General features: G+C 70.6%; 16 protein-coding genes. 1 reads left to right on the top strand and 15 read right to left on the bottom strand.

Annotated elements, in window-relative coordinates:
- Positions 1-76: 76 nt before the first annotated feature.
- Positions 77-517, bottom strand: coding sequence for a hypothetical protein (locus tag FHX82_RS12800; RefSeq protein ID WP_145937106.1), 441 nt, complete (start codon positions 515-517; stop codon positions 77-79).
- 475 nt (positions 518-992) lie between these two features.
- On the opposite strand from FHX82_RS12800, the gene FHX82_RS12805 reads away from it, so the two are divergent.
- Positions 993-1,199, top strand: coding sequence for a hypothetical protein (locus FHX82_RS12805; RefSeq protein WP_145937105.1), 207 nt, complete (start codon positions 993-995; stop codon positions 1,197-1,199).
- A 167-nt stretch (positions 1,200-1,366) separates the two neighbouring features.
- Here the strand turns inward: FHX82_RS12805 and FHX82_RS12810 are convergent, their stop codons facing one another.
- The 14 genes from FHX82_RS12810 to FHX82_RS12875 all read right to left on the bottom strand — a co-directional run bounded on the left by FHX82_RS12810 (position 1,367) and on the right by FHX82_RS12875 (position 17,890).
- On the bottom strand, positions 1,367-2,683 hold the full coding sequence (locus FHX82_RS12810; RefSeq protein WP_145937104.1) for a DUF4147 domain-containing protein: 1,317 nt from the start codon (positions 2,681-2,683) through the stop codon (positions 1,367-1,369).
- A gap of 12 nt (positions 2,684-2,695) precedes the next feature.
- Positions 2,696-3,898 carry an MFS transporter gene (locus FHX82_RS12815; RefSeq protein ID WP_145937103.1) on the bottom strand — a complete coding sequence of 401 codons (1,203 nt, stop codon included), beginning with the start codon at positions 3,896-3,898 and terminating at the stop codon, positions 2,696-2,698.
- Entirely contained in the window at positions 3,895-5,247 is a 1,353-nt protein-coding gene (locus FHX82_RS12820; RefSeq protein ID WP_145937102.1) for an ATP-binding protein, read from the bottom strand. The genes FHX82_RS12815 and FHX82_RS12820 overlap by 4 nt, the downstream gene beginning before the upstream one ends.
- An 83-nt stretch (positions 5,248-5,330) precedes the next feature.
- The gene (locus FHX82_RS12825; RefSeq protein ID WP_183176617.1) at positions 5,331-6,623 is read right to left on the bottom strand and encodes a TfuA-like protein; all 1,293 of its coding nucleotides are present in this window, start codon (positions 6,621-6,623) and stop codon (positions 5,331-5,333) included.
- A 5-nt stretch (positions 6,624-6,628) separates the two neighbouring features.
- A complete protein-coding gene (locus tag FHX82_RS12830; protein WP_145937100.1) occupies positions 6,629-7,795 on the bottom strand; it encodes a YcaO-like family protein in 1,167 nt (388 codons plus the stop codon).
- Positions 7,796-7,956: 161 nt separating this feature from the next.
- Positions 7,957-8,712, bottom strand: a complete 756-nt coding sequence (locus tag FHX82_RS12835; protein WP_145936812.1) for a hypothetical protein — start codon at positions 8,710-8,712, stop codon at positions 7,957-7,959.
- On the bottom strand, positions 8,709-9,809 hold the full coding sequence (locus FHX82_RS12840; protein ID WP_145936811.1) for a Gfo/Idh/MocA family protein: 1,101 nt from the start codon (positions 9,807-9,809) through the stop codon (positions 8,709-8,711). The genes FHX82_RS12835 and FHX82_RS12840 overlap by 4 nt, the downstream gene beginning before the upstream one ends.
- Positions 9,802-10,812: an aldo/keto reductase gene (locus tag FHX82_RS12845; RefSeq protein ID WP_145936810.1), complete on the bottom strand. Its 1,011-nt coding sequence runs from the start codon at positions 10,810-10,812 to the stop codon at positions 9,802-9,804. Before FHX82_RS12845 ends, FHX82_RS12840 begins: the two co-directional genes overlap by 8 nt.
- Entirely contained in the window at positions 10,809-11,636 is an 828-nt protein-coding gene (locus FHX82_RS12850) for an SDR family NAD(P)-dependent oxidoreductase (RefSeq protein ID WP_145936809.1), read from the bottom strand. The genes FHX82_RS12845 and FHX82_RS12850 overlap by 4 nt, the downstream gene beginning before the upstream one ends.
- Positions 11,617-12,300: an RraA family protein gene (locus FHX82_RS12855; protein WP_145936808.1), complete on the bottom strand. Its 684-nt coding sequence runs from the start codon at positions 12,298-12,300 to the stop codon at positions 11,617-11,619. The genes FHX82_RS12850 and FHX82_RS12855 overlap by 20 nt, the downstream gene beginning before the upstream one ends.
- 19 nt (positions 12,301-12,319) lie before the next feature.
- Entirely contained in the window at positions 12,320-13,768 is a 1,449-nt protein-coding gene (locus FHX82_RS12860; protein ID WP_145936807.1) for an aldehyde dehydrogenase family protein, read from the bottom strand.
- 394 nt (positions 13,769-14,162) lie between these two features.
- Positions 14,163-15,353: a citrate/2-methylcitrate synthase gene (locus FHX82_RS12865; RefSeq protein ID WP_145936806.1), complete on the bottom strand. Its 1,191-nt coding sequence runs from the start codon at positions 15,351-15,353 to the stop codon at positions 14,163-14,165.
- 842 nt (positions 15,354-16,195) lie between these two features.
- Positions 16,196-17,431, bottom strand: a complete 1,236-nt coding sequence (locus FHX82_RS36945) for a hypothetical protein (RefSeq protein WP_229881299.1) — start codon at positions 17,429-17,431, stop codon at positions 16,196-16,198.
- A 285-nt stretch (positions 17,432-17,716) separates the two neighbouring features.
- The gene (locus FHX82_RS12875; RefSeq protein ID WP_183176618.1) at positions 17,717-17,890 is read right to left on the bottom strand and encodes a phosphopantetheine-binding protein; all 174 of its coding nucleotides are present in this window, start codon (positions 17,888-17,890) and stop codon (positions 17,717-17,719) included.
- Positions 17,891-17,977 lie beyond the last annotated feature (87 nt).

The raw sequence follows: 17,977 nt of genomic DNA on the forward strand, positions 1-17,977 counted from the left end.
CGCCGTTGGGCAGATCCCCGAACGGCGCGTATATCCTGATCTCGTTCCTTTGGCCACCCTTTTCTTCAGGCGTGATTCAGCCTTTCCAAGCGATCGCGCACAATGCTCCTACGGCGCTCTCAGCATGGCAGCGACCAGGTCGGGGTGTGATCGGACTGGACATCGGCGAACCACAACGAAATGCCTTTGCGTGGGACGTGAACTGGACGTTACCGCCGGAAGGCGTGGTGTTGCCGGAGCACCAGACGTAGATCGTTTTCTCCTCGGCGCTGGTGTTGGTCCCGGCGATGCGGTCGGTCGGGATGAGCGTCCCGTCGGGAAGGAGGCGGCTGCCGCCGCGGACGAGTCGGTCCAGCCCCTTGCGCAGCCGCACGTCGATGCCCTCGTCAGATATCAATGGCCAGCGAAGATTCCAAAACACCGGCCGCGCCAGTCGCGCGGCCGGCGCGGACTCTTGAATCAGTGTGCCATGCTCGATGTCGCGCGCAAGGCGATCGCGAACGGCGAGCCGAACCACATGGGCGGCGACTGACGATCTGGTCGAAGTCCTATTGGGTACGAATGTGGTGCGAACTGGTGTCCACCACCGCCCCGCTTGCCCCCATTGGCGACCTCCACGCATCTGAATCGCTGGTCCTCACTCTCCGCCTCAACGGACGGCTGCCTCATAATCCCTTGGCCGCGGGTTCGAGCCCCGCCCGGCCCACCTGCTGTGAACTGGGGTTTCTTCGAGTTTTCAAGACCAGCTCTTCGCTGGCTGTCCCTTGACGGCCTCCGAACGCGCAGCTCACGCTCGTGTCCATGAGCGACACGGAAGGCCGCAAGCGGGGGAACATCCCCAGCGCGGAAACTCGCTCCAGGTGCGGGTGTATGCGGGCGTAGATCCGGTCACCGGCAAGCCGAGCTACCTGGCTGAGACGATCAAGGGCACCGACCGCGCCACGCCATAGACGAATGGCTCCGCGCTTCGGATATCGAGCCCACCACCCGGCATGGGTACGTCGGTTACATCGAACGCACAATCCGGCCCGCCGGCGGCGCTGGGCGTGTCCGGGTTCCCCGGCGGCAAGCTCGCCGTCTTTCCCACCACTTCAAGGAGAACAGGCGCGCTGATCGCCTGGGTGCTCATCGCGGCTTTCGTCATGCTGGGCCTGTGGGTGGCTCTGGGCGGGACCCGCCGCCCCGGCGGCAGCAGGTAAACCGTCTGCCTCGTCGCCGGCAATGGCCTGGGGCAAGCTCGTGCTCGTCGCGGCGCTGGGCTTCACCATGCCCGCGCGGGGGGATCCCCACCTACCGGCAGCGCGCGGCCGGGGACGCCCCAGCCGAGAAGTCCTTTCCCGTCCCCGATGCCCGGACGACCTGCTTCTCACCCGTGCGGGTTGGTGGTAATACCGACGTACACGTCGCAGGTGTTGCTGATGCCGGCCGGGCCGGTGAGGACCTGACCGAGCAGGCGATGCGCCCGGTGGGAGTCGTTGTCGCGAAGCAGGGCGGGGATGTCGAGGCCACGCGCAGCCGCCCTGCTCTTCGTCTCGTGGGTCACCCATGCCCCGGAAACCCCGGGCAGGTTGTCGACTCCGTCCGTCGCGGCCGCCACGAACGCGAACCCCCGCCCGCGCGGAGAAAGCTGCGCGACGCGCAACGCCAGTTCCTGGCAGCGGCCGCCGCGCCCCTGGCCACGCACCGCCACCGTCACTTCGCCGCAGCCCAGCACAGCGGTGGCACGGCTGCCCAGGGTGTCGAGCCGGCCGGCGAAGGTCCGGGCGACCAGTTCCACGTCTCCCTGCACAGCGGCGCCGAGACTCTCCACCGCGAGGCCGAGGGCGCGAGCCTCGTCGATCATCGCCGACAACGCGAGCCCCGGTCCGCCCACTTCGTGGTTGTGGTGCCGCACGCCGAACCCACGTCGGCTCGCGCCGCCGTCCACCGCGGCGAGCAGGCGGGCGCGGAGGCCACCTTCGGGCACCTGGGTCGTGACGACGTGCCGCACGAACAGGAGGTCCAGCTCGGTCGCGAACGTCGGGCCCGACCCGACTCCGCGGAATCCCACCTGCACGTTGTCGGTGAGCACGAGACCGATGCACCGGGCGGGCGAGAGGAGGTCGAGCAAGCCCCCGGCCAGCAGGGGCGCGCAGGCGCGCCGGACCGCGTTGACGGTGGTGACGTCGAGCCCCGAGCGGAGGAGCAGCCGGCTCAGCTCGGCCAGGTCACCGGGCAGCAGCGGTGCGGCCGTCTCCGACAGCATCGCGGTCGCGCCGCCGGTCACCGCCACGACCACGGTGTCCCGGCTGGTCAGGGCCTGCGCGGAAACGAACTCCCGCAACGAGCGGACGGCGCGCGTGCTGTTTCCCGCCGGCAGTGGATGATCACCGAGAGCGCAGACGTCGGCCTGGTCGGGCGCGGGATAACGGGTACCGCCGAGGGCGAAGCTGCTGTGGATCTTCCCGTCGAGGGCGCGCCCGAGTCCGTCGAGCGCGCCCCTGGCCGCCTTGCCCAGCACGAGGACGACGAGCCTCCCGCCTGCTGCCTGCCGCTCCAGCCGCAGCTCACGGGCCGCCCGCTCCATCACCCTGTCCGCGGCCACCGCGTCGCAACCGGCCTCGGCAATGCGCAACGCGACCGTGCACACGGCATCGGCGGAAGTGCCGCGTACCGGCGCGAGTGGAGACGTCAGTGCGTCCATTTCCGGCTCCGATCACGCCGAAGCAGCTGTGGTGGCCCGGCGGGCTCGCAGCGACACCGCGTACAGGGCGCTGCCCAGGAGCGCGGTCACGCCGCAGATCACGAAGGTGGTCCGGGTGCCCGCGCTTTCCGCCAGTGCGGTGACGATCAGGGCGCCGACCGGCGTGGTGCCGTTGAAGACGAACGCGTAGAGGCCGCTGACGAGCCCCCGTCTTTCCTGGCTGACACCCAGGATGAGGACCGCCGTGGACGACGCGGTGAACATCAGCCTGCCGATGCCGCTGACGGCGATCAGCGCGATCACCGCCCACAGTGGATGGACCAGCCCGGCGAGCGCGAACGTCGCCCCGAACACCACCAGCCCGATCAGGGCCGACACGGCCGGTGCCGCCTTCAGGTACGTCCGCATCAGGCCACCGGCGAACGACCCCAGCCCGAACGCGGCGTTGAACGCCCCCAGCGCCGCCGGGCTGTTGAGGTAGTCCGAACCGGCCAGGAGCGGGATCATCGTGGCGACGTTGAAGGAGATCAGGCTGACCAGGGCGAAGATCAGCAACAGGTCCCTGATCTCCGGCAGGCCCAGCACCAGGCGCAGGCCCTTGCGCAGGGAACTCTTCTTCTGCGGCACCGGCAGCTCCCGGCCCCGGGGCAGGAGCACGACGGCCAGCACGAAGCTGATCGCGTCGAGCGCGAACGCGAAACCGGCGGTGCCCAGCGAGAGGACGAGCCCGGCGATCGCGGGCCCGACGATCCGGCCGAGCGTGGACGCCGAATTGGTGGCTCCGGTGAAGCGGGCCCGCAGTTCGTCGGGCACGATCCCGCTGAGGAACGCCTGCCTGCCGGAGAACTCCAGCAGCGAGAAGACCTGACTGACCACTCCGGCGATCAGGAACGGGACGAAGAGCAGCGAGCCCGGCGAGAACGCGAGTGCGATGCAGAGCAGGGCCATGCCGCACTGCACCAGATTGCCCACGACCACGAGCGATCGCGCGTTCCGCCCGTCGACGAAGTTGCCGATCACCGGCGCCAGCAGGGTCGACGGCAGGAAGCGCGCCGCGGTGAACAGCCCGAGCTTGAGCGGATCATGGGTGGCCGCGAGGATCACCCAGCTCTGCGCGGTGGCGGACACGAACGTTCCCGACTGTGACAGGAACGTGCCGGCCACGTAGGCGGAAGTGGCCCTGTTCCACAGGCTCCCCGGTTCTTTCGCGCTCATCCACCCCGCTCCTCGTCCACGCCCAGCTGCCGGCTTCCCGTTCGCCGCAGGGGAAGGGTCGCGTCCCCCCAGGGAACGAACTGCGGCTGCGGAACCCGGATCCGCACCAGCCGCTTCGCCGCCGCGACGAAGAACGCCGGGTCGCGCAGCAGCGATTTCGTGATCACGTCGAGCACCGGACGGCGGGCGTAGGTGGCCAGGGTCGCCAGGACGAACCGGGGCAGGCCCGGCGGCCGGTTGTCCCGGCGGAACGGTTTCCGGCGCCGTCCGCGCAGTGCCACGGCGAACGCGGTCGGCTCTTCGAGCACCGAGACTCCCAGCAGACCGGGCGGGGTGAGGTGGCGTGGCAGCGCCTGCCCGTTCCAGGCCGCGAGCGTGAGCCTGCCCACGTCGATGCCCAGCCGCCGCCAGAGTTCCACGAGGATCTTGAAGTTGTTGCCGATCCGGGGGTTGCCCTCGATGAGCACCAGCTCACCACCGCGGGAGTCCACTTTGAACTGGAACGCGCACCAGCCCGTCAGCCCCGACTCCCTGGCCAGCTCGCGGACCGCGTCCGCCCCGCGGGGCGGCGGCATGGAGATCACGCAGCAGGACCGGCCGCTGTCGGCGTAGCGGATTTTGCGCAGCCACGTCTCGACGACCGGTCTTCCCTTCTCGTCCAGCAGGAACGTGACGGACGGCTCGATGGCGCCGGGAACGTACTCGTGCAGGGCCACTTCCGGTGAGCTCGCCCGCAGCTCCCGTACGGCGGCCACGAGTTCCCCGTCGTCGGTCACGTAGCGCACGCCGCTCGCTCCCGTCGACGTCAGTCCCTTCACCACAACGGGAAAACCGAGGTCTTCGCGCGCCGCCAGCGCGGCCGCGTCGTCTTCGACCACCACCCTGCGCGGCACCGGAACCCCGTGCCGTTCCGCGAACTCGTTGAGCCGGATCTTGTCCTGCACCAGCGAGCCGGCGTCGAAATCCGGACAGCACAGCACGATTCCGGCGTCAGTGAAAGCGGAACGGTACCCGGAGAGCCAGAAGATCATCTGGTCGCTACCGGGCACGACGTGCGTGATCTCCAGATATGCGGCCAGATCCAGCACGTGCCGCACGAATCCCAGCGTCGCGTCGTCCGCGGGGACGCCGGCGGTGACGTCCCAGCCGGTGGGTTCGGCGACGCTGATGGGCCAGAACTCGTCGCACCAGCGGGATCTGGCGCAGGTGGTCGCCTTGTGCAGCCAGTTCGTGGCCGCGATGAACTCCACGTGCGGCCGGAGTACCGCGAGGAACGCGTACATGTTCGGCGCCGCGCCCACCAGCAGCACCCGGGGCCGGCCGCGCGAGCTGTTCGGTTCCTGCGTCACCGCCCGCCTCCGTCGTCCGTCGTTTCCCGCGTCATTAACCGTCGCTGTTTTCGAGCTGTCAAGATTGATCGAATCAACATGTTTCAGCCTCCCGTGACGGCCAAACCGATCTCGAGGTCGTACGGGAGGAACCGCCGCGCCGCTCGCACCGCGTCGTCCTCGTCGAGGAATCCGCGGGCCAGTGCCGCGCACCGGACCGAGTCGGTCTGCCAGCGCTGCGCGAGCCAGTCGAGCACCCTCGCCCGCGGGATCCTCGCGGGCAGGTAACCGGGATCACGCGCCAGCAGGGCGCGGTTGAACTCCGAGACGCGGTCGGCCAGTTCGCTCGCCTCCGCCCAGATTCCGCGCACCGCGGGATGCCGGGGAAGGCGGTCCAGTACCGTGATCACGCCGGGCCGCGCGCGGTGGGTGACCACGGCCAGCCGGCCGAGCGCGGCAGCGCTGGCAGACTCGTTGCCGTCTCCCAGCCAGTACTCCGCCAGTCCGGCGCTGACGGAGGAAAGACCGGTCCGGCGGCCGAACTCGGCACCGAGCGCACGCAGGTCCGGGCCCACCTGCCAGAGCCGGGCCAGTTCCTGGCACACCAGTTCCTCGTAGCATTCGGCCATCCGCGGCCACGCCACCTGCAGCACGACGGTGGCCTGGGTGTCGCGGGCGTGGGGACCGTGGTGGCGCAACCACCGCCGCACATGAGCGGTCTGGACCACTGAAACCCCCTGCGGCCGCTCGACTTCCGCCACCAGACGCAGTGCGCGTTCGGCGTCGGCGTACTTGGCGTCCGCCGGGGTTCTGCCCAGTGCGGAGAGCAGTTCCTCCGCCTCGGCGGCGGGAAGGCCGGCCTGCCGCACGACCGAGCGGACCGCGAACGGCGTCCGTTCGGTGAAGTAGAGCCCGCGGACGGCCGCGACCGCGGCGTCGGCGAGCTCTTCGGTGACCCGGCCGGCGGAGACGAGGTGCCGGCAGGCCGCGCGGACGCTCACGAGCGCGACGGTGCGGGGCGCGTGGCCGTCCTCGGCGCCCAGGTGCGCCACAGCCACCTCGTCGTCGCTGTCGAGCACGCCGGAGGCGAACTGGTCGTAGACGTCACCGACCCCGATCATCCCGGCGTCACGCAACTCGCAGGCGCGCAACGCGCCCATGCTGCTCGCGCCGACGACCACGGTGCCGCGTGCGAGCGCGTGCAGGATCTCCTTGTGCCTGACGGCGGGCCGCTGGTAGTAGACCCCGTCGACGATCAGCACGGTGGTCTCGGGCCCCAGTTCCAGGCGAAGCAGGTCGCCGTGCGCGATGGGGCCGTGGACGCGGGCGTGCGGAGCCAGTTCCCGCACGCGGTCCACGTCGATGGTCGGTCCGATGTAGACGTGCACAGTGGACACCCCGGTCAGCCTCCTGCCGCTGTGTAGTTGCCGTGCCCCGCCAGCTTCAGCCCCGGAGCGACGACCTTGACCACGGAAACCGGGGTACCGGGCTCGGTCAGCCGGAGCCACACCGGTTCGTGCCCGGTGTGCTCGCGGACCTTCACCGCCAGGCACTCCACCGCTTCCCCGAATCCGCGCACCGGCAGTGCCGGAGGCGGGCTCACGTACTCCAGCCCGTCCCGCACGGGGGTGGTCTCCCGGACGAAACCCAGGTGCAGCAGGTCGTACACCTCGTCGGGGAGGTCGTCCCGGGTGCCCGCGATGACGGTCAGGCGTTGCTGCACCGCTTCGGTGATGGCCCGGCACGTCGCGACGGCGGTGGCGGGGTGGCAGCCGAAGCCGCCGAACGTCAACGGCACGCTGCCGCCGCTGACCGAGGCACCCACGCACGGCACCCCCGTCGGCCCGGTCAGGTCGAAGACGCTCAGCCGCACGTCCGCGGCGCTGATCAGGGCGCACAGGGCGTCGACGGCCGGATCACCCACCACCGCGGGATCGAAGCGGCGTCTGCCCAGCACGTCTCCCGCCGCCGCGACGCTGTCGCGTTCGACGAGCTCGCACAAGGCGTGCAGCATCGCCTCCTGGTCGGAGTTGCCGCTCGCCAGGCCGTTGCTGGTGGCCGAGAACAGCGGGGGGTACCAGCTGCCGGGAACCACCGTGCGGTCCAGCAGCACCAGGTCGCGCGGTACGGCGGAGGCGCGACCGGTGAGCAGCGAGGTGCAGGTGAGCCAGTCGAGGGGGAACCGCGGATGCCACAGCGCACCGGGATGCAGTTCCAGCGCCTCCACGGGGTAGTGGAGCAGGCTGCCGAGGTCCGCGGCCGTGGCACCCTCGATGTCGGCGGCCACGAGGTTTTCCGCGTAGTGGAGCTCGATCGCCTCCATCACGGCGGAGACCTTGGACAGGAGGCCGGTCGTCCCCTTGCCCTGGGACACCGACAGGGTGCGGGCGTGGGGCCGCACCGCCATGTGCACGGGCACGCCGATGTCGTCGAGGCCGGTCACGTCCGCGACCCTGGTGACCCCGGCGGCCTCGGCCACGGGCTGCAGCAGGCACCAGGTTCGTTCGGGAGTTCTGCTCCGCCAGGTACCGGACGTCCACGCGATCTCCGGCGGGTCACTGGTCTTCATTGCTGGCTCCGGGTCGTCGGCGGGAAGGTTCCGGGGTGCCGCCGGGGGCGGGTGGGGCGCCGAAGCACCCCACCCGCCCGGCGGAACCTGGACTCAGTTCTCCAGGTTCGCCAGGACGATGATGGTCTCCTTGTCGTCGGTGAAGACGCGCTCCATCTCGGTCACCCCCTTCCCTTGCTCGGTGTCCCCCCAGATGGGGCTGTCAGTCCGGACTGGGTCCAGACCTCCGCCAGAACGGCGAAGTCTTGCGCCACGGAACCCGCCTCGGATTGCAGGCAGACGCGGGGAACCCCGGCGAACGCCTCCCGGGCCCGGGACAGGACGACCCGGTCGGCGGGGCCGAGTGGCCGGTGCCGGGTCTTGAGCGATCCGGGCCGCAGCGCGAAACCCTTGACGTGCACGGTCTGGGTGAACGCCGCCAGCCGTGCCGCGGCCTTTTCCACGCTGGGCTCCAGGAACGCCAGGCCCTCCAGATCGACGACGGCCCGCACGCCGTACCGGTCGTGGAGCTCCTCGATCTGGCGCAGCGAGGCGTACCCCTGGTGCGTGTCGACGAGCACGTCGCCCACCGGTCCGGCCGCGCCCGTCAGGGCCTCCACCTGCTCCGCGACCAGCTGATCGTCGGCCGCGACGTGCTCGGCCGCGAACACCCGGAGGGGAACCCCGCCGTAGCGCGCCGCCTCTTTCGCGACCTTCTCGGGATCGTGGCGGGGATTCCCGAGCACCACGCTGAGCCCGACGTGCCCCACCTCGACGCCCAGAGCGCGGAAGCCGTCCAGTCCGGACTGCTCCCAGCGGTGGCCGCGCCCGGCTCGCAGGTCGACCGTCCGCCCGCCGAGGGAGAGCACCAAGGACGCCAGTTCCTCGCTGTCGAGGTGTTTCGCGCAGGCGGAGGAGATGCCCAGCCGCGGGTTCACGCCGTCGTCCTGGGGTCTACTTCGGACAGTGGATGCCACCGCCGGTCCAGCGGGAGCCGCACCAGCTGTCCGTCCAGGTGCGACCAGTAGATCGCGTGCAGCATCTCGATCGCGGCCGCACCGTCCCGCCCGGAGCACGCCGGAGGCCGTCCCTCCAGCACGGCGTCCACGAAGTCCGCCGCGGCGTGGGCGTGGTAGCCCGCGTACGACTCCGGGGCGCGGGTGTCCAGCCGGCACCAGTCGTCGTGACCCGCGTAGACGACCGGCTTGCGGGTGTACCACACCGAACCGTCCGCATAGGGCGCGCGCAGCACCGCGATGCCCCGCGTGCAGTGCACCTCCAGCCGGTACGGCTGTTCCGCGCGGTCCTCGATGGCGCAGGGCCACGACTCGATGGTGCCCACGAGACCGCGTTCGAAGGTGTAGGTGGCGTGCACCCGGTCACCGCCGACGAGGCCGATCTCCTCCGCGCCCTGACGTGCCTCCTGCCGGGTGAACGGCTTGGTGCCCGTGCCGACGTACCCGGCGCAGGTGACGGCGTCCCCGCCGATGCGCCGCATCGCATCGGCGAGGTGCCCACCGAGCACGAAGAGGTCCTCGCCACCGGCCCGGTGGTCCCACTTGCACAGCCCGCGCATCTGCAGTGGTTCGCCGAGCTCGCCACTCGCCAGCAGATCCGTGAAACGCCGGAACCTCGGTTCGTGCACGGCGGGCAGCGCGGTGGCCAGCAGCCGCCCGGCCCGGTCGGCCTCGGCCAGCATCCGGTCCACCTGCGCGAGGTCCTGGCCGAGGGGCTTTTCGCAGTAGACGTGCGCGCCCGCCCGCAGCGCCGCGACGACCACCTCCTCGTGCCCGGCGATCCACCGTGGACAGACGAGAACGAGGTCGAGGTCCTCGTGGGAAAGCATCTCGGCCCAGGACTCGTACTGCCGTTGCGCCCGGGTGCGGGCGGCACTGGCCGCCCGGGTTTCCGGGTCGGGATCGGCCACCGCCGCGACCAGGACCCGGGGCTCCGCGGCGAAACCCGCGTCGATCTGGTGCCCGTAGTTGCCGTGGCCGCCGTGGCCGACGATTCCGGCGCGAAGGCGTTCACCCACGTTCCCAGCTCCCCGGTTCGATGGCGGTCAGCGCGGCCAGCGCGGCTGTCACGTCGGCGGGCAGCGGGCCCTGCGCGGCCCACGCCACGTTCTCCTTCAGCTCCCGCGCGGACCTCGGGCCCACGACGACGGTGTGCACGCGCGGATCTCCGAGCAGCCAGCGCAGGCCCATCTCCACCATCGACAGCCCCGCCTCCCGCGCGATCCGCTGCGCTCCCTCGATCCTGCGCACCACGCCGGGCGGGACCGAAGCGCGTCTTTCGGCGGACAACCGCCGCGGCAGGTCCGGATCGAGCGACGTGAGCAGACCCTGCCGGTAGGGTGCGCCGACGGCCACTCCCATCCGCTGCTCGGTGAACGCCTGGATCGCGGGTGCACCGGTGTCGGCCCACACCATGTTGAAGTAGTGGACGTACAACGCCACATCGAACAGGCCAGTGCCCGCGAGCGTGACGGCCTGCTCCGGCTTCCGCACCGAAAGACCGGCGTGCCCGACGAGGTCCCGCTGACTGGCCTCGGCGAGGAACCGCAGCACGGGGGCCGATTCGGTGACCCCGTCCGGCCACCACTCGGTCCAGTCCGTCTCGTGCGGCAGGAGGACCGGAAGCCTGCGCACTCCGAGCACGCGCAGCGAGTGTTCGAGCTGCGCGGTCATCGCCGCGGGATCGGTGTAGCACCGCTCGCCCAGCCTGGCGAGGATGCTCTTCTCGAACCGGCCGATCTTGTCGATGGTGACGACCCGTTCGAGCAAGTCACCGCCGAGCGCCGTGGCGAGGATGAACTCGGCTTCTCCGACCCCGTACATCGGAGCGGTGTCGAAGACGTTGATACCCGAGTCGTAGGCGGCCCGGACGATGTCGAGCGCTTCGTCGTGCGCCACGCCCCGGTCGGAGGTGAGGTGGTAGGTGCCGAGACCGATGGCGCTGACCGCGCGTCCGGTCCGGCCGAACGTCCGTGGTGCCAGTAGATCGTGTTCCCGGCGGGCGGAAGGTGTCGCTGTCATGCGGACTCCTGGGCGAGTGCGGTGGCAGGGGGAGCGAGAGCCGAGCCGCCGTCGACCCGGATCACCTGCCCGGTGAGGTACGCGGCGGACGGTCCGGCCAGGAACGTCACCACGCCGGCGATGTCGTCGGCACTGCCCACCCGGCCGAGCGGTACCTGGGCCGCCGAGCGGCGCATGCTGTCGTCGTCGCGCCGTCCGCCGCGGCGGGCCCGCGGGGTGTCGATCTGGCTGGGCGCCACGACGTTGCAGGTGATGCCCGCCGGTCCCAGCTCCAGCGCGAGCTGAGCCGCCAGCCCGTGCAGACCCGCCTTCGCCGCGGCGTAGGAGGCGCTGCGGCCCCGGCCGCCGCGGAAGGCGGTGTTCGACGAGATGAAGACGAACCGGCCGTGCCCCTTTTCGGTCATGCCCGCGGCCGTCGCCCTGGCCAGGTGGTAGGCGCCGTCGAGGATCACCGCGGTTTCGGCGCGCCAGTGGGAGGCAGGCAGCTGGGTGATGCGCCTCGGGGGCAGGGACGGGCCGGCGTTGTGCACGACGATCGTCGGCGTGCCGAGCCGCCGCGCCACCTCGTCGACCATGCGCTCCACCTGCTCACCGTCCGCGACGTCCGCGATCGACGGATGCAATGCGCCGCCGGGACAGGACCGGGTGAGCTCCTCCAGCCGGGCGCGGTGGTGCTCCATGCCGTTCACCGCGACCCGTGCCCCCGCCCCGGCGAGGGCGACCGCGATCGCGGTTCCGCACCCGCCGCCGCCCGCACCGGTGACGATCGCCACCTGGCCGGTCAGTGGAGCGAGTGCCGGAGCGTCACTGGACGTCGTAGCCACGGCGCACCAGTTCCTCCTCCACCGCGAACGGCGGGTAGTCGGTCCAGGAACCGCGCTGGGCGCGTTCGGCCGAGAGCCGGTCCGCGACCTCGTCGGCCACCTCCGCGGCCATCGCCCCCGGTACCACGACGACCCCGTCGTCGTCCCCGAACACCAGGTCACCCGGCTCGACGAGGACGTCCCCGCACACGACGGGCACGTTCACGGCTCCGTGGTCACCGGCGGCCGGGTAGTGGTAGTTGCGGGGCGTCACGCCGCGGCAGAAAGTGGGGAAGCCCAGCCTGCGGATGCCCGCCGCATCCCTGACGCATCCGTCGATCACCGCGCCGGCCAGTGACTTGGTCATCATGCGTTGCGCGGTGCCGTCGCCGAAGCAGGCGTAGTCGCGGACGCCACCGGCCGCGACCACCAGCACGTCGCCGGGCTCGGCGAGGTCGATGGCCATCCGGCGCACGGTCAGGTCGGGGCCGAGTGACGTGACCGCGGGACCGCAGAACCGCATACCGGGGCTCAACGGTGTCAGGTCGACGTGCATCACCTGGTGCTTCCCGAGCACGTCGCAGATCAGGGCCGAATAGAAGTCCTGGTACCTCCGCACGACGTCGAGCGGTACCCGGTCCACTTTCGTGAAGATTTTGCGCAGGAAATTCCCGTACTCTCTCATCTTTGCCTCCCGATACCGGCTAGCGGTAGATGTGCACGCTTTTGCTCGCGAGGAATTCTCGAATTCCGGCCGCGCCGTGCTCGACCCCGTGCCCGGACATTTTCCGGCCACCGGCGGCCAGTGGAATGGAATCGGTGCGGTGATAGGAATTGACGTAGACGGTGCCCACGTCGAGTTCCCGCCAGACCCGCTCCAGACGGGTCAGGTCGCGAGCCCAGATTCCGGCCGCGAGCCCGAACCGCGAGTCGTTCGCGAGGCTGATCGCCTCCTGCTCGTCGCGGAACGGCGCGCACACGGCGACCGGGCCGAACAGCTCGTCCCGCCACAACGCGTCGCTCTGGTCGACTTCGGTGACCAGAGCGGGCTGGAAGTACGCGCCCGACCGGCCCGGCACCGGCACCCTGCCGCCACCGGTGCGCACGGTCGCCCCGGTCGCGACCGCCTTTTCGACCGACTCGGTGATGCGGTCGCAGTGCTCCTGGCTGCGGATCGCGCCCACGTCCACGGCGGTGAACGGATCACCCACCCGCACGGCCGCGACCGCCGCCGTCAGCCGCTCCAGGAACCGCTGGTAGACGGCATGCTGGATCAGCACCCTGGAGCCGGCCGTGCACACCGCGCCCTGGTTCCGCACGAACCCCGCGACCACGCCTTCGATCGCACGATCGAGGTCGGCGTCGGCGAACACGATGTTCGCGCTCTTCCCGCCGAGTTCGAGGACGCAGCGTTTCACCCCGACGGAGGCGCTGCGCATCAGCTCCTGCCCGGTCAGCTCGCTTCCCGTGGCGGACAGCACCGCGACGCCACCGTGTGCCGCGAGGAGGCGCGCCGTCTCGGCACCGCCGTGCAGCAGCACGCACGTCCCGGCGGGCAGCCCGGCCCGCGCGAACGCGTCGACCAGCACACCGGCTGTGGCGGCGGCGAGCGGCGAAGGCTTGTAGACCACCGCGCACCCGGCGGCGAGCGCGGCGGAGATCTTCAGCACCGCGATCTGCACCGGCATGTTCCACGTCCCGATCACCGCCGCGACGCCGGCGGGCTCGGTCAGCTCGAAGCCCCAGACCTGCCGGGAATGCTCGGTCACCACGCTGCCGGCGGTCGTCGGGACGGCTCTCGCGGTGGTCTCCAGTATGCGTACCGCCGACCGCACCTCGGCACGGGCCGCGGCGAGTGTCTTGCCCGTTTCCCGCGTCACCTGCGCGGCGAGCTCATCGGCCGAGCCGGCGAGCAGCCGCGCTGTCCGCGCGAGCATCCCGGATCTTTCCTGGCTCGTGCTCCACCGCCAGGTGGAGAACCGCTCCGCGGCGCAGCCGACCGCGGAGTCCACTTCGGACGCCGTCCCCATCGGACACCGGTAGAGCGGGCTCCCGTCGGGCGCGTCGGTCACCTCGACGTACCCGGAGCCCGGTGTTCGCTCGCCGCCGATCAGGTGGTCCAGATCAGGTGCGTCGAATCGGCAAAAAGGCACGGTTTATCACCCAGTTCCTGCGGAATCCGCAGTTTTCGTCCGCCGCGCAAGGCAGGCGGAAGGTTTCCCGCGAAAGACTCAAGTGTTCAGCGGAATACGAGTCGGTTCGCGAACGAAACCCTTCAATTTCCCCAGTGTGTGATCAGCCCCAGTCGCGCCCGGCGGAAGTGGCAGCCGAGTCGCAGACAGATGCTCTGATAGATCCAGACGGCACGTCCACCTCTTGTGATGTACATCACATCGCATTCCGGCGGGACCCATTGAAAATCGGAAATCAATAATCCGTTCGTGCCACGAACGGGCTATTTCAGAACTGTCCGAGCGGCACGCGGCCACCCGAAGGGAGTAGACGTGAGACAGCCGGGCGAATCGGGCAGAGAGGCGAAAAGGGGCATTACTGCCCGATTGCGTCCTCCTCCGTGGGCGGCCCTTTGTAGATCCCGTTCGGACGGAACCGCATGCGCGGCTCCCGGTACTCCTCGATGGCGTGCGCGACGAACCCGATCATCCGGGCGACCGCGAAGACGACCTCGCCCGCGTCGGGCCGCATGCCGTAGGTGTGCAGCATCGCCGCGAGCGCGAGGTCGACGTTCGGGAACGCGTGGTGGCGACCGCGCAGACCGGCGACGAGCCGGTCGACGGCTTCCGTGGCAGGACCGGCGGGCAACAGGGGCAGCAGGACCTCGGCGCGCGGATCCCGGTGGCGGTAGACCCGGTGCCCGAAACCGGGAACGACCCGCCTGCCGGCCAGGTGCCGCGTCAGGTTCGAGGGATCGTGCATCACCTCCGCGAGGAGCCGGTACGCCGGTCTGCTCGCGGTGCCGTGGTACGAGCCGTCCAGAGCGCTCAGGCCGGTGGACACCATCGCGTAGGGATGCGCCCCCGTGCTCGCCGTGATCCGGGCGGCCACGGTGGACGTGGCGAGCCCGTGGTCGGCCAGCAGCATCAGCGCGGCGTGCAGAACCGGGCCCGCTTCCGGGCGCTCGCACAGCTTCGGCCTCAGCCGGTCCGCGAGCCCGCCCGTGGCCGTCGGTCCCGGTAGTGCGTCGACCACCGCACCGATCGTCTCGCGCGCCATCCGGACCACGGAGTCGGGTGTGCAGTCGTCCCGCTCCGGATCCGCGGCGCCGAGTGCGATGACGCCGACGCGCAGCCGGTCGGTGAACGGCGCCACCTCGGGAAGCCCGGCCGACGCGGCCCGCGCGAACGCGACGCTTCGCGGCGACGTGGCGAAGCCCGGCCCCGCGACGCACTCGCCGGTCCACAGCAGGGACGCCACGGATTCGATCGACTCGGTGACCACGAGATCGGCCACCCGCCGGCCCCGGAAGTAGAGCTCGTCGTCCTCGATCAGGGTCACCGCGCTGGCGATGCGCTCGATCGACCCCGCGGGCCGGCTTCCCTCCCGCGCCCGGCGCGCCAGCCTGTCCACTTCGGCGCGCACGAACACGCTCGTGCGCTGCCCCTCCACGCGGACCCGGTTGAGCAGCCCCCTGCTCACGTAGGCGTACACCGTCTGTGTCTTCACCCCCAGCCGCTGCGCCGCCTCGGCCGTACTCAGGTAGTCACCACCGGGTGCGGTCATACCGGCCTTGGCCCTCCTGGGGGTGGGTGCGCGCTGCCATCCGCCCACTCTATCGAGAGCGGGCCCGCTTCCCGGAGTGTTCGCGATTTTCCATGGCGGATTCGGCGATCGAGGTTTCCGGGTTGCGGAAGTCCTTTCGAGACAAGGTTCCCGCCGGGTACGCGCTCGGTCCCGACGGGGCCAGGTCCGCGACCCCGACGAGCACCTCGTGCTTCAGCGCGCAGAGGGTCACCTGCGACGCTTCATCACCCAGCAGAGGTTACGGGCGGACGCGGTCGATCGCGGCGGGCCTGGCCCCGCTCGGCCATGACCTGACACGACGCGGTGAGGCGCAGCCGCCGGGAAGGCTGAAAACGGGCGTGTCGCAGGATTGCACAGTCAGCTCGTGTACCAAATCGGGTGCGACCACAAGCGAGTTGACGACCGGGCGCTTCCGGTTCCTCACCAGGAGGAGCCGGAAGCGTTCCTCGTCACCGCTCAGAGCCCGGACCTCATCCGGGAGTAGAGTCGTCTGCCGCGGATAATGATCATCTTGGGGGCGGCATGGCTTTGCGGGATCTGACCGACCGAGAGGCAGTGCTTCGCGCGGGCAAGTTCAGCTTCGTCAGCTCGGGACGCGGTGCTGATTCGCCAGCCAACCGCTGTGGATCACCCGAGTCGGATGATCGCGCTCTGCCCCAACTGCCATGCCGCGAAAACACGGGGCAAGAACCGAGGGGTTCTGCGCCGTCACCTTCGGACTCGGGCCTTGAAGCTGCACCAAGCCGCGGGCAGCTGACCAGCCCCGAACACAGCTGTGGGCCGCACGGAAAACCGTGCGGCCCACAGCTACCAGCGAAACCTCAGCGCTTCAGGTACTTCAGCGCGTTGCTCAGCGAGTCCGACCACGGGGACGCCAGGTCCAGGCGGCGGAGTTCGTCGGCGTGCTGGACGGCCGCCAGTTCGGCCATCAGGCGGGAGCGCATGCGCTCGTCGTGCGCCACGTTGGCCGAACGCAGCGCTCGGTCCAGGCGCGCCTTGCGGAACGGCGTGATCCAGGACGCGCGGGCCAGGTGCGCGGCACGACGGGCCGCGCGGTCGCGGGTGCGGGCGAGCGCGTCACGCTCGTCGTCACCCAGGCCGAGGCGCGAAAGGCAACGCTCCTTCAGCTCGCGGCTGACCCGCGCCCAGGTGCTGACGCTGGTGCGGCTGTGACGCAGCTCGATGCCGAGCGCCAGGTGCAGCATCACGACGCCGAGCACCGGGCCCAGCGTGACGCGCGCCAGGCCGGAAACCGGGCCGGCCAGGTCGAAGGCCATGTAACCGGACGCCGCACACAGCGCCCACAGGATCAGGCGCGCCGGGCCGGGCTTGCCGTGCGGGCTGCGGATGCCCGCGCGCATCGCGAAACCACACGCGATCAGCGCCACCTCGACCACGGCGAACATCGCGCCGCGCTCGTAGACGTTCGTGATTCCCAGCTTCTCGCCGAAGAACCGCCACGAGGTGTCGACCGAAACCAGCAGCGACATGAACGCCACGAGGTAGAAGCCGCGCGAACCTTCCGGCGTCGCGCGCTTCGCCGGGACCGTGATCTCCTTGAGCTGCACGGTCTGCACCGGAGCGGGCGCGGGCGCCGGTTCGGGCTCGGCGACCGGAGCCGCCTCCGCCACCTTCACGGGCTCGGCCGCGGCCTCTTCGACCTGCACCGGAGCCGCCTCGGGCTCCTCCACCGGCTCGGCCTCGGCCTCGTCGACCTTGGCTTCGTCGGCCTTGGCCTCGTCCGCGGCGCGGCCGGCGTCGAGCTCGGCGAGCATCGTCGGCGTCATGCGCGGGATGTCGCCGGTGGCGCCGAGGCCACGCTCCGCCCGCCACTTCTTGACCTGCGCGGCCACCGAGGAGCGCTCGCGCTTGGGGTTGGTCACCACTCCGTAGGTCATCAGGAACGCCAGGACATCCGATGTGGACGGCTGGTCCAGCGCCTCGCAGGCGTACCGGACCTTCTCGTCCATCGTCTTCAACTTGGCCAAGCTGACGGCGTGCGCCGCGCTGCTCAGGATGTCCGCGGAACCGGCCTGCTGGTCGCTCTCGGTTTCCATGTGCCTGTCCTCGTTTGGTTCTCACCGGTGGGGGTGGCGAGCATAACGGGCGGCGGCCCGCGCCCGGCGGGCGCCCTCCACTGCAGACGGTCCACAACCGTCACGCGCAGGTCAGCGGTGGTGCCACCGGCCGAGAAGGACCCGCACCCGGCGTGCTGCCTCCGGGAAGCGCTTACCGCACGCCATCGGAACCGATCACGCTGCGTGACCATCAGTGGACCGGGTTCGCCCGCCGGTGATCGACCGGCTTCGTCCGCCCGGGGAGGGTGGACGAAGCCGGCCGCCTCAGGCGGTGGCCGCTCGCTCCGCCAGCGCGGCGACGGTCGCCCGCTCGAAGAACGCCCCCAGGGGCAACCGCACCCCCAGTCGCTGGGCCACCGGAGCGCGGACCGTCGGCACCAGTAGCGGGTGCCCGCCGAGGTCTGCGGGGTTCACGTGCACGCCGGCAACACTGTCCAAACTCGACAGTCGAAGCACCGGCGCGGGAGAGCGCTTTCTCCTCGGATGTGGCAGATGCCGCGTAACTGCAACAAGACCTCCCAGGAC

Origin of the sequence: Amycolatopsis bartoniae, assembly GCF_014191255.1 — a bacterium.
Classification (GTDB): Bacteria; Actinomycetota; Actinomycetes; order Mycobacteriales; family Pseudonocardiaceae; genus Amycolatopsis_E; species Amycolatopsis_E bartoniae.